Source organism: Halochromatium sp. (genome assembly GCF_054919635.1).
Genome location: NZ_JBUDPI010000083.1, coordinates 1 through 12,217 on the forward strand (window position 1 = coordinate 1; position 12,217 = coordinate 12,217).

The window sequence follows — 12,217 nt, forward strand, 5'->3', positions numbered from 1 at the left end:
GAGGCGCACAGCTTCAACGCCGAGCTCACTGAGGTCTCGCCGGGCGATGTGGCCGGCATCAAATCGGCGACGGTGTCGGTCGAGGGCGATCACGCCTTCGGCTGGCTGCGTACCGAGACCGGCGTGCATCGGTTGGTGCGCAAGTCGCCGTTCGACTCGGGCAATCGCCGTCATACCTCGTTCGCGGCGGTGTTCGTCTCACCTGAGATCGACGACTCATTCGAGATCGAGATCAATCCCGCCGACCTGCGCATCGATGTCTATCGCGCATCAGGGGCTGGCGGTCAGCACGTCAACCGGACGGAATCGGCGGTGCGGATCACCCATCTGCCCACCAATACCGTCACCCAGTGTCAGAACGGTCGCTCGCAGCACGCCAACAAGGACCAGGCGATGAAACAGCTCAAGGCCAAGCTCTATGAGCTCGAGATGCAGAAGCGCCGCAGCGAGCAGCAGGCGCTGGAAGAGAGCAAATCCGATATCGGTTGGGGTAGCCAGATCCGCTCCTATGTGCTGGATCAATCCCGGATCAAGGACCTTCGCACCAATGTCGAGACGGGCAACACCCAGGCCGTGCTCGACGGCGGCCTCGATCCCTTTATCGAGGCGAGCCTGAAGAGCGGGCTTTGAGGGATGAGAGATGAGGGATGAAGGATGAAGGTTATGGTGAATTTCACGGTGGTTGGGAGTTGTTGTCCGCCATCAACTGTGATTGGGCTGCTGTGGCTGCCTGTCGAGAGAACCTGTTGAACTATGAACGATTCGCAGCCGAATGACCGCCCGCAGCCGAGCGTGCAGCCCGAGCTAGAACAGGATGAGAACAAGCTCATCGCCCAACGGCGCGAGAAGCTCCATGCCATCCGCGAGCAAGGCACGGCCTTCCCAAACGATTTCCGTCGCAACGTGGTGGCCGGTGAGCTGCGTGCGCACTTCGCCGAGATGGATGGCACCGAGCTCGAGACGCGCAATGTCCGCGCCAAGGTCGCTGGCCGGTTGATGAGCCGCCGGGTGATGGGCAAGGCGAGCTTTGCCCACCTGCAGGACATGAGTGGGCGCATCCAGCTCTTCGTGCAGCGCGATCTGCTCGGGACCGACGACTATGCCTGGTTCAAGAAAGAGCTCGATATCGGCGACATCGTTGGCGTCTCCGGCCAGCTGTTCAAGACCAAGACCGGCGAGCTGTCGGTCAAGGTCGATCAGCTGCGGCTGCTGACCAAGTCGCTGCGGCCCCTGCCGGAGAAGTGGCATGGGCTCGCCGATACCGAGAGCCGCTACCGCCAGCGCTATCTCGACCTGATCATGAATGATACCGCGCGCGAGACCTTCCGCGTGCGCACCCAACTGGTGCAGGCGATCCGCGATTTTCTCAATCAGCGCGACTTCCTCGAGGTCGAGACGCCGATGATGCAGGCGATCCCGGGTGGTGCCGTCGCGCGCCCCTTCGTCACCCATCACAACGCGCTCGACATGCAGCTGTTCCTGCGCATCGCGCCCGAGCTCTATCTAAAGCGGCTGGTCGTCGGCGGCTTCGAGCGCGTCTACGAGATCAACCGCAACTTTCGCAACGAGGGGCTCTCGACGCGCCACAACCCTGAGTTCACGATGCTCGAGCTCTATCAGGCCTATGCCGATTACCGTGACCTGATGGACCTGACCGAGATCCTGCTGCGCGAGCTCGCCGAGCGTGTGCTCGGTACCAGCCAGATCCAGTATCAGGGCGAGACCTATGATCTTTCACAGCCGTTCCAGCGCCTCACCGTGCGCGAGTCGATCCTGCAGTTCAATCCGGACTTGAGCGCAGAGGATCTCGACTCGCTCGAGCGCGCGCGCGCGGTTGCCGAGCGCCTCGGCATCCATCTCAAGGACAGCTATGGCCTGGGCAAGGTCCAGATCGAGATCTTCGAGAAGACCGTCGAAGCAAGGCTGATGCAGCCCACCTTCATCACTGCCTATCCGACCGAGGTCTCGCCGCTTGCTCGACAGAGCGATGCTGATCCGTTCGTGACCGATCGCTTCGAATTCTTCGTCGGTGGCCGCGAGATCGCCAATGGCTTCTCGGAGCTCAATGATCCTGAGGACCAGGCCGAGCGCTTCCGCAGGCAGGTTGCCGATAAGGAGGCAGGCGATCTCGAGGCCATGCACTTCGATGCCGACTATATCTGCGCGCTTGAGCACGGCATGCCGCCCACAGCTGGGGAGGGCATCGGCATCGACCGCCTGGTGATGCTGTTTACCGACGCACCCTCGATCCGCGACGTGCTGCTGTTCCCACACATGCGTCCCCAGGCGTGAGACGTTCATCATGAGCGGCACCAGATTTGACCTTGAATTCGCCGGGGAGCTGGCAGCGGGTGCCGACCCCACAAAAGCGCGCTCGCGGGTCAAGGAGCTGTTTAAGCTCTCGGATGAGGCCGTCGCCCAGCTCTTCAGTGGCGCTCCCATCACCGTCAAACGGGGTGTTGATAGCGCGCTTGCGGCCCGCCTTCATGCCGCCTTTGCAGAAGCCGGCGCCTTGGTCCGCATCATTCCCGCCGGCACCGATGCCGCCGATGGAGGACCAATGTCAACGCAGGGTGCGAAGACGGAAGGCGGCGTGACCCTGCCGTCGTTGGAGCCGTTTGGCGTTACCAAGCCCAAGCACAAGCATCCGATCCTGCATGCGCTCTTCCATTACTTCGAGCGCAGTCTCGCCTTCGTGCTGCTGTTGTTGATCGCGGCCGTCTCGGTCATTGCGCTGATCGAGCTCTGCTTCATCCTCTACCAGGATCTGGTCAGCGCTGAAGGCTTCCTGCTCGGCCTCAACGAGCTCTTTGAGGTCTTCGGCATGTTCCTGATCGTGCTGATCGCGGTCGAACTCATGGCTAGCATCTATATGTACATGGTCGATAAATCCGTGCATGTCGAGATGATGCTGCTGATCGCGATCACCGCGCTCGCGCGCAAGGTCGTCGTGCTCGACCTCGAGGGTAAGGGTGATCCGGCGATGTATATGATCGGCATGGCGGCGTTACTCGCGACGCTGATCGGTGGCTACTATCTGGTCAAACGCCTCGACAAGTCTGTGTATCGGCTCAAGTCTGACTAGCCATGTTGTTGCCCATGGTCGCCCTCGGTTGTGGCCATTGAAGCACTCGCCCACGGGGGCCGAGATGAAACCACCTAGCCCGCCCCTGCGCCTGGATCGCTCCATGCTCGGGGCCGTGCTGATGACCGGCGCGCTGGTGATCGCACTCTTGCTGGCGCTGTGGCTGTTCTGGAACTATGAGCTGATCTTGGACTGGAAGCGCGAGGCCAATCCGCTTGCATTCTTTTTGCTGATGGCCGTGCTACCGGCCCTCGGCTTCCCGATCACGCCGCTGTTCGTCCTCTCAGGCGCCATGTTTGGCAGCGCACTCGGCCTAGTGGGCTCGCTCCTGGCGGTGGCGGGGAACCTACTGCTTTGCCACTGGATCGCTCATAGCGGACTGCGACCCTATCTGGAGCGCTTGCTGGCGCGCACGCGCTACCGCTTACCCTCGTTCGATGGCCATCAGCGCAGCGCCTTGCAGTTCACGCTCTTGCTGCGGATCACGCCCGGCGTGCCGCTGTTCATCAAGAACTACCTGCTTGGCTTTTCCGACATCCCGTTGAAGCTCCACTTCGCGGTTTCGATGCTATTGACTGGGGTCTATGGTGCCGGTTTCGTGCTGCTCGGTGACTCGATGCTCAAGCACAATCTTGTCGAAGCGCTCATTGGGGCGGTCATCCTTCTCGTGATCTCGCTCGCGGTGCTGTTGCTGAGGCGCTGGCTGCGGGCGACTGCCGCAACCTCGACCCGGTCGCGTGACTAAGCGCTTGTCGGCGAGTACCTTGAACACCTTAGACGATTGCCGGAAAAGCTCGTAGCGAATTGCGCAGGATGTCATCCTGGTCGTCAAGCGCACAGCCCCTGACGACCGATTTGTGTGTCCGTTCGATTCCTCTGGCCAAGCCTGCATTGACTGGGCAGTACTGCTAAGTCGCAGCGCAGTGCAGCGGGGCTCGCCTGGGCCGTTGTTGCAGGCGCATGAAGTCGCGCTGCAGTCCCTCGAGCCGGCCAATCAGGCGCTCCCGCTGGACCTTGCTCAGGGTCGGCTGCAGGCGCAAGAGCAGGTCGGCGAAGGCGGTGCGCAGCGCGGGTTGGGCCTCGGCCAATGGGCTTGGTAGGTCCTGGAAGTCGACCAGCCACTGGGTCAGGAATGACTCGATATGGGCTGCTGAAGCCTCAGATCGAAGGAGGGCGATCAGCGCCTCACGCTTGGCGTGACGATAGGCGTACCAGGTCGGGGCGGTGTCCGGGATGCGTCGAGTGACGTCGCGCACCAGCCCGCGCTGCTCGGAGCTGAGATCACCGACCCACCAGCGCAGGTTATCGACATAGCGCTCGGTCCGTTTGCGTGCGCGACGGGCAGCATCCTCGGCATTGGCCTCAGCGGCGTCCTCTTCGTGCTCCTCGGCGAAGGTCTTGGCCAGCGCGTCAATCTGCTCCGGGCTCAGGTCGGCGAGCAGCGGGGCAGCCGTCGCCGCGGCGAGGCGGAAATGGCGCCGGTAGAGGGTCTCGAACTGATCGAGCAGGCAATCGATGTTAGAGGGCGTGAAGCCCGCACGAGCATCCAGTGCGGCCTGCTTGAAAAAGGACGCCAGATAGGGCAGCTCATCGGCGCGATGGCGCTCGAGCGCTGCCTCGAGCAGCGGCGCCCAGTCGCGCATTTGGGCGCCGTCGAGTCCCAGATAATCGTCCGCATAGCGCTCGATGAAGAAATCGGCGCTGTTGTAGGCCAGCTGCACGCTCGAGCAGCCGGTGATGAGTAATGTGAGGAGGCTGGCGACGATAAGGGTGCGCATCGGGCGGAACGGCTGGTGGTTGTTAAGGAGTGGGCGAAACGGGTTAGGTAGTGTGGGTCGGCTGGCCTGGGTTAGCTGGCCGGGGTTAGGTGGCCTGTCCAGCGCCATGACGAGTTTGACGTTGATCTGGTCGGATAGGACGCAACCTTGATGGACATCTAAGCCCAGCTTCCACTAATTGACCATGACCGAGCTACAAACGTTCTTCGATGGCGGCTGTCCGCTCTGCAGCCGTGAGATCGCCTATTATCGCAAGATCGATCGAGACCATCGTATCCAGTGGATCGATATCACCCAAGAGGCCGACGCCCTCGCGAAAGCCGGCCTCGATCTGCCCTCTGCGATGCGCAGATTGCATGTGCGAGACTCCGAAGGTCGCGTGCTCAGCGGCGTTGAGGCCTTTATCGCAATCTGGCAGCGACTGCCGCGCTGGCATCTGCTCGCCAAGCTGGTGACCGGACTGCGACTGACGCGACCGCTCGAATGGGGCTACCGGCACTTCGCCGAACGACGCTTTCAACGCCGCTGTGCCGAAGGCGCTTGCGCGCTCGACTGATCTGGGGCCAGCCTGCCTTCTGATCTGCTGTCGACTTCCTAGCCAGCCTGGCTCGCTGGCCTCGCCGGCGACATAGGCTGATGCAAACAGCTAGACTAGGGCGCCTTCCCGTCCCGCTGATCCCTGGAGCTTGCCTTGTCGTCGGAGCCCCGTTTCGTCCATCTGCATCTGCATTCTGAGTACTCGCTCATTGATGGCCTGGTGCGGATCAAGCCCCTGGCAAAGGCGGTCGTGACGGCCGACATGCCCGCGGTTGCGGTGACTGATCACACCAACCTCTTCTGCCTGGTGCGTTTCTATAAGGCTGCGCTGGCTGCTGGTATCAAGCCGATCGTCGGCAGCGAGCTGGCGGTCCGCAATCCGGTCGATCCGAGCAAGCCCCACCGCTTGACCCTCTTGGTGCATGAGGAGCGCGGCTACACGGCACTGACGCAACTGATCTCGCGTGCCTACACCGAGGGGCAGCAGGATGGTATCGCGCAGGTCGAGCGCGCCTGGGTGCTCGAGGCCGCTGACGGGCTGATCGCGCTCTCGGGTGGTCCAGGCGGTGATGTGCAGCGCGCGCTGCTGAGCGGTTACCAGGATGAGGCCAGGCACCTACTCGACGATTGGCTGACGGCCTTTGGCGATCGCTACTACCTCGAGCTGATCCGTACCGGACGCGAGGACGAGGAGCGCTGCGTTGAGCTGAGTGTCGACCTGGCGCTCGAGAAGGGGGCGCCGGTGGTGGCGACCAACGATGTCGCCTTCCTCGCCGCTGAGGATTTCGATGCCCACGAGGTGCGGGTCTGCATCAACAGTGGCCACACCCTGGATGATCCGCGTCGCCCACGGCGTCATAGCCCGCAGCAGTACCTCCGCACCCCAGAGGAGATGGCTGAGCTGTTCGCGGATATCCCTGAGGCGCTCGAGAACAGCGTCGAGATCGCCAAGCGCTGCAACCTGGATCTTCGCTTGGGCGAGACCTTTCTGCCAGACTCCCCGGTGCCAGAGGGTCGCAGCATTGACGAGCATCTTGCGCTCGAGTCACGCGCCGGGCTCGAGTGGAGACTGGATCGGACCTTCGATCGCAATGCGCCCGAGTTTGCCGAGCAGCGTCGCGTCTACGACGAGCGATTACAGCGCGAGCTCGACGTGATCTGCCAGATGGGCTTCCCAGGCTACTTCCTGATCGTCGCCGATTTCATCCGCTGGGCCAAGGACAACGGCATTCCGGTTGGTCCTGGGCGTGGCTCAGGCGCCGGCTCATTGGTGGCTTATGCGCTGAAAATCACCGATCTCGATCCGATTGAGCATGATCTGCTGTTCGAGCGCTTTCTCAATCCCGAGCGCGTCTCGATGCCCGACTTTGACGTCGACTTCTGCATGGACCGCCGCGATGAGGTCATCGACTATGTCGCCGGCAAGTACGGCCGTGAGGCGGTCTCGCAGATCATCACCTTCGGCACCATGGCGGCGAAGGCGGTGGTCCGCGATGTCGGGCGTGTGCTCGGCCATCCGTACGGCTTCGTCGACAAGATCGCCAAGATGGTGCCGTTCGAGCTAAAGATGACGCTCGATAAGGCGCTCGAGGAAAGCCCAGACCTGGCCGCTGCTTACAAGGACGACGAGGCGGTCACCGCCATCATCGACATGGCGCGCAAGCTCGAGGGCATCGCGCGCAACGCCGGCAAGCATGCCGGGGGCGTGGTGATTGCACCGACTAAGCTGACCGATTTCGCGCCACTCTACTGCGAGCCCGGCGGCGATAATCTGGTCACCCAGTACGACAAGGACGACGTCGAGCAGGCAGGCCTCGTCAAGTTCGACTTCCTCGGTCTACGCACCTTGACCATCATCGATTGGACATTGAAGACCATCAACGCCGAGCGTCAGGCCAAGGGCGAGGCGCCGTTGGACATCAATCTGATCGATCCGCACGACGAACGGGCCTTCGCGCTGCTCAAATCCTGTCAGACGACGGCGGTATTCCAGCTCGAATCGCGTGGCATGAAGGAACTGATCCGCAAGCTGCAGCCCGACAGCTTCGAGGATATGACCGCGCTGGTGGCTCTGTTCCGGCCCGGCCCGCTGCAGTCCGGTATGGTCGACGATTTTTGCGATCGCAAGCACGGCCGCGCTGATGTCGCCTATCCGCATCCAGACCTGGAGCCGATCCTCAAGCCCACCTACGGCGTCATCCTCTATCAGGAACAGGTGATGCAGATCGCGCAGGTGCTCGCTGGCTACAGCCTGGGTGGAGCGGATCTGCTGCGTCGGGCGATGGGCAAGAAGAAGCTCGAGGAGATGGAGAAGCAGCGCGCGATCTTCGAGCAAGGCGCCGCCGAGCGCGGTGTCGACCCCAAGGTCGCGACCTACATCTTTGATCTGATGGAGAAGTTTGCCGGTTACGGCTTCAATAAGAGTCATTCCGCTGCTTACGCGCTGGTTTCTTACCAAACCCTGTGGCTTAAGGCGCACTATCCGGCCGCCTTCATGGCTGCGGTGCTCTCGGCCGATATGGACAACACCGATAAGGTGGTCACGCTGATCGACGAGTGCCGCAGCATGCTGCTCAAGGTCGAGCCGCCGAAGATTAACCGCTCCGAGCTGAGGTTCACGATCGATGGGGACGAAGCGGTGGTCTATGGGCTAGGTGCGATCAAAGGGGTCGGCGAATCGGCGATCGCGTCTATGCTGGCGATGCGCCAGCAAGACGGTCCATTTGAGGATCTCTGGGCCTTTTGCCGCCGCATCGATCTGCAGAAGACCAATAAGCGCGTGCTCGAGGCCTTGATCCGTGCTGGTGCCCTGGACGAGCTCGGCGAGAACCGCGCGACGCTGATGAACCGATTGCCGGTAGCGCTCAAGCTTGCCGAGCAACATCATGCGCAACAAGCGGCGGGCCAAGGCGATCTATTTGGTGCCCTAGATGCGACGCCAAGCACGACCGCGGTCGTGGCTCCGGACCCTCAGATTGCCGCCCAGTCCTGGCCAGACTGGGATGAAGACGAGCGCTTGCTCGGTGAGAAAGAGACGCTCGGGCTCTACCTGACCGGTCATCCTATCAACCGCTACGAAGGCGAGCTGAACGCCATGGTCTCGCAGCGTATCGGCCGACTGCTGGAGGCGGCTCAGGGGCTCGGGGCAGGCGCCGGACCGCGGGGGCAGGATCGCGAGCAGCGAACCCTCGTCGGTTTGATCATGGCGATCCGTGCGAACAAGACCGCGCGGGGTCGAATGGCGACGGTGACGCTGGATGATCGCACCGGCCGCATCGAGGCGACTATTTTCCCAGAGCTGTTCGAGCAGGTGCGGCATCTTCTGGTGCCCGATGCGATCATTGCGGTCACGGGAGCCCTACGCCCGGACCATTTCACCAGTGGTTGGACCATTACTGCGACTGAGGTGCGCACGCTTGCTGAGGCACGAACCCAGCTGGCCGACCATCTGCTGCTGCGGCTGGACCTGAGCGAGCCGGCCGAGCACGCGCGGGGCGTGGACGTGGTGCAGGCCCTGGCGGCGGCGCTCGAGCCCGACCGGCTCGAGATCGGCTTGCCGATGTTGCTCGAGTATCGCCGTCCCGGCGCGGCGGTGACCATGCGTCTTGGCGCGAGCTGGAGGGTGGAGGCAAGCGATGCCCTGCTGAAGCGACTGCGACAACTGCTGGGTGCCGAGACCGCGGTCGAGGTGATCTATCAGCGGACGCTGACTCGGCGCAACGCAGCAGCAGCCCCGCGGTTGCCATCCGCTGGAACAGCGGCCGCGGCCTAGTTGGCCAACGAGCTTGGCCAACGAGCTTGGCCGAAGAGCATGGCCAACGATGCGCGAGCCGAATCGTCCTGCAAATGGCCAACAACGGCGCTCGATTGATGGACGAGACGCGCCTCAGGCCCAATATTCGCTGCTGTCCATGTGCTTGCGCCTTGAACCCCGGCGCAGATTCAGGCAGTCTTCACACGGTTTTGGCCTGTCCCCTGTACAGCGCGAACTTGCCCGAAGAGGAAGATTTCAGTGAGTGAGAATAAATCCGGTCTCGGTTCCATGCTGGAGACCCTGAACATCAAAGACATCGGCACGCTGTCGGTCAAAGCCGTTGCTGCGTTAGTGGTTATTGGCACCGCCTACGTGGTCTTTGGCGGTGGCGACGGCGACGGCCAACTGCCTCCCTCGACAGTTGCCTCCAACCTCGCCCCAGTCGGTAAGGTTGCCGTCAAGAAGCCGGAGCCACCACCGGCACCGGCAGAGCCAGCCGAAGCGGCTGCAGAGCAGGCCCCAGCCACTGCTCCAGCGACCGAGGCTCCAGCTGAAGCGGGCGCGACCACCGCTGCTGAGCCGACTGAGCCAGAGGCGGCAGAGCCGGCCACGGCGGAAGCAAGCGAGCCTGAGCCGGCGGCTGAAGCTGAGACGGCCGCCGCAGAAGCCCCGGCCGAGGCACCGGTAGCGGAAGAGGCACCGGCCGAGGCGGCAGATGAGACGGCTGCTGCAAAGACAGCTGAAACGGCTGCAGCGCCGGCAGCGGATGCGGAGCCTGCCGAGACCACCGCAGCTACCGATCAGCCTGCAGCCGAGCAGCCAGCGGCCGAGCAGACACCGGCGCCAGAGACGACTGCCGAGCCTGCCAAAGCCCCGTCTGAAGAGGCGCCAGCTGAGGAGGCGGCCGCCGCCCCGACCGAGGAAGCTGCAGTCAGCGAGGCCGAGGCACCGACCGCCCCTGCAACAGAGACCGAGGCGCCCCCCGCAGAGCCAGAGACCGCAGAGCCAGAGACCGCTGCTGCGGACGGAGCTGAGGCCGAGCCAACCGCGCCTGCAGAGCCTACCGCTCCTGCAGAAGAGGCTGTCCCGGCCGCAGAGCCAACGACAGCCGAAACGGCTCCTGCTGAGCCTGCGGCTGAAGCGGAGGAGGAAGCGAGTGCCCCTGCAGAAGAGCGCCCGATGCCTGTCGCCAAGCTACCGCCGGAGCCAGCGCCTGGCACCTTCACGCCGCCTGTCGAGCCACGCAAGTTCATGCCGAGTCGCCCGATCCCGCACTGGGCTCCGCAGTTTGCGCCGTTGCCACCGCGCGCGGTGCCGAGTCAGCGATAAGGTCTGACTGCCGGCTCGACGCCTTCCGGGTCGGCATCACCATCGCCTAGAACGCCGCGCTCCTGGGCCCAGGAGTGCGGCGTTTGATCGTTTGAGGTATCGCTCAAGGAAAGTGCCGATAAAGGTCCAACGGTCTTGCCGGCCGCGGTTGCGGGCTCTTAGTCGCTGACCACCTTCTGCGTCCCGATGATCGTCTTGCACTGGTGCTCAAATTGGGAAGACGTTGGGGGACAGCTTCTTAGGTCGCAACAACGCGGCGATAGTAGCGAGCGCGATAGAGCAAACGCTGCTGATCAGGATGGTCTGCAAAGCGGCTGCGGCTGTGTAGCACATTGTTGCAAATGACGCCCCATCCAGGCTCGAGACGGGTCTCGAACCGCGGTAGCTGCGGGTCATCGAGCAGGCCACGTAGGGCCTCGACTGCGGCCTCGGTCTGAGGGTCCTTCCGCCACTGGATATTGCGACGTCGGTCCGTGTAGCGCAGGGCCAGATGGCCGGTCTCGCCGCGACGGAAGACGGGGCCAATACTGGGCGGCCTGATCTCGATGCCGTCGACGACGTTCGCTGGAATCGTCATCACCTCTGGATGGACGAGGGCGCTGATATGGGCGGGGTCCTGCTCGCGCAGGCCGATGTAGAGCATCTCTGGATCGATGAGCCCATTGCTGCCACCTGCAGCAGCCGGACGCACGCAATGCAGGATGAAGGCATTGATCTGCCGCTCCCGACTGTTGTAATAGCCATCGGTGTGCCAGGCAATGGGCCGGTCCGTATAGGGGATGTAGCCGCGATGCAGCGCATCGGATTGCACACTGAGCGCGGAGATGGCGTCCTCATCGGCCCCTGGATTGTGATCCAGCTGGCCCAGCCCGAGCTGTTCGCCGAGCCGTCGCGGGATCAGCTTATCGGCCTCGCTCCCTAGGGCCGTGACATAGATCGCCATGTTGGCACGTCGACAGCGATCGATGATGGCCTCGCGCTCGGCATCGCTCAGATCGCGTGGGTCGCGGACCTCGACAACCAGCTCCTCGAGCCGCTGCGGTGATTGCGCGAGCTTCTGGTCGCGCCAACGTGCGTAGTCGTCGGGTCGGTCGAGGCTGAGAAGGGTGTCGAGAGCGGTCATGGCGGTACGGCGAAAGGAAATAACAGACGAAACCTCTATACTCTGGGCAGGAGCAGGCTATCTACAGGTGCAGCGCGATGTCGAGCAACGGTTACACACATATCCTGGTGGGCGTGGACTTTGCGCCGGAGTCAGAGCCCGTGCTCGAACGTGCGCTGATGATGCGAGATCGCTTCCATGCGCGGCTCTCGTTGGTCAACGTGGTCGATTACGTCGCCCCCGCAACGGAATACGCGGGTGGTGCCTTTGTCGCCGAGCCGATCCTACCGGATGACGGTCGTCTCGAGCGGGAGCTGCTTGACCTGGCCCAGAAAGAGATCGACGCGCTCGGCGAGCGCCTCTCCGTGCAGGCCCAAGACCGGATCATCGAGGCCGGCCCCGCGGCTCGCGGTATCCAGCATGTCGCCCGCGACATTGGCGCCGATCTGATCATCGTTGGCGTGCACGAGCGCAATTGGCTCGGGCGCCTACTGGGCTCGACGCCGCAGTCGCTGCTCAAGCATGAGGTCTGCGACGTGCTTGCCGTCCGGCTGGACGGCGAGGAGGCCGAGTAGCCGCCAGCAGCAGTGCGGCTGTACTGTCGCATCAGAGCCGCTGAGCCGCTGAGCCGC

10 protein-coding genes are annotated in these 12,217 nt (G+C 63.2%); 8 read left to right on the forward strand and 2 right to left on the reverse strand.

Annotated features, from left to right (window positions below; all coding sequences use genetic code 11):
* The 4 genes from ACY693_RS07185 to ACY693_RS07200 form a co-directional block, all read left to right on the forward strand.
* Positions 1 to 630 (forward strand): peptide chain release factor-like protein (locus ACY693_RS07185; protein WP_462321146.1); only part of this gene is annotated, 630 nt, incomplete at its 5' end.
* Positions 631 to 753: 123 nt separating this feature from the next.
* A complete protein-coding gene (lysS, locus tag ACY693_RS07190; RefSeq protein WP_462321147.1) occupies positions 754 to 2,292 on the forward strand; it encodes a lysine--tRNA ligase in 1,539 nt (512 codons plus the stop codon).
* Between the two features lie 10 nt (positions 2,293 to 2,302).
* The gene (locus ACY693_RS07195; protein WP_462321148.1) at positions 2,303 to 3,085 is read left to right on the forward strand and encodes a phosphate-starvation-inducible PsiE family protein; all 783 of its coding nucleotides are present in this window, start codon (positions 2,303 to 2,305) and stop codon (positions 3,083 to 3,085) included.
* A gap of 64 nt (positions 3,086 to 3,149) precedes the next feature.
* Complete coding sequence (locus tag ACY693_RS07200; RefSeq protein WP_462321149.1) at positions 3,150 to 3,830, forward strand: TVP38/TMEM64 family protein; 681 nt, start codon at positions 3,150 to 3,152, stop codon at positions 3,828 to 3,830.
* Positions 3,831 to 3,993: 163 nt separating this feature from the next.
* Here ACY693_RS07200 and ACY693_RS07205 read toward each other — a convergent pair whose 3' ends face one another.
* Positions 3,994 to 4,863 carry a DUF6279 family lipoprotein gene (locus ACY693_RS07205; protein ID WP_462321150.1) on the reverse strand — a complete coding sequence of 290 codons (870 nt, stop codon included), beginning with the start codon at positions 4,861 to 4,863 and terminating at the stop codon, positions 3,994 to 3,996.
* Between the two features lie 184 nt (positions 4,864 to 5,047).
* Between ACY693_RS07205 and ACY693_RS07210 the strand changes: the two genes are divergently transcribed.
* From ACY693_RS07210 to ACY693_RS07220, 3 genes are all read left to right on the forward strand, one after another.
* Complete coding sequence (locus ACY693_RS07210) at positions 5,048 to 5,419, forward strand: thiol-disulfide oxidoreductase DCC family protein (protein ID WP_462321151.1); 372 nt, start codon at positions 5,048 to 5,050, stop codon at positions 5,417 to 5,419.
* A 135-nt stretch (positions 5,420 to 5,554) separates the two neighbouring features.
* The gene (gene dnaE, locus ACY693_RS07215; RefSeq protein ID WP_462321152.1) at positions 5,555 to 9,172 is read left to right on the forward strand and encodes a DNA polymerase III subunit alpha; all 3,618 of its coding nucleotides are present in this window, start codon (positions 5,555 to 5,557) and stop codon (positions 9,170 to 9,172) included.
* A gap of 240 nt (positions 9,173 to 9,412) precedes the next feature.
* Entirely contained in the window at positions 9,413 to 10,483 is a 1,071-nt protein-coding gene (locus tag ACY693_RS07220; RefSeq protein ID WP_462321153.1) for a hypothetical protein, read from the forward strand.
* A gap of 238 nt (positions 10,484 to 10,721) precedes the next feature.
* On the opposite strand, the gene ACY693_RS07225 is transcribed toward ACY693_RS07220, so the two are convergent.
* Entirely contained in the window at positions 10,722 to 11,606 is an 885-nt protein-coding gene (locus tag ACY693_RS07225) for a TauD/TfdA family dioxygenase (protein ID WP_462321154.1), read from the reverse strand.
* Between the two features lie 77 nt (positions 11,607 to 11,683).
* Between ACY693_RS07225 and ACY693_RS07230 the strand changes: the two genes are divergently transcribed.
* A complete protein-coding gene (locus ACY693_RS07230; RefSeq protein WP_462321155.1) occupies positions 11,684 to 12,160 on the forward strand; it encodes a universal stress protein in 477 nt (158 codons plus the stop codon).
* The last annotated feature ends 57 nt before the right edge of the window (positions 12,161 to 12,217 follow it).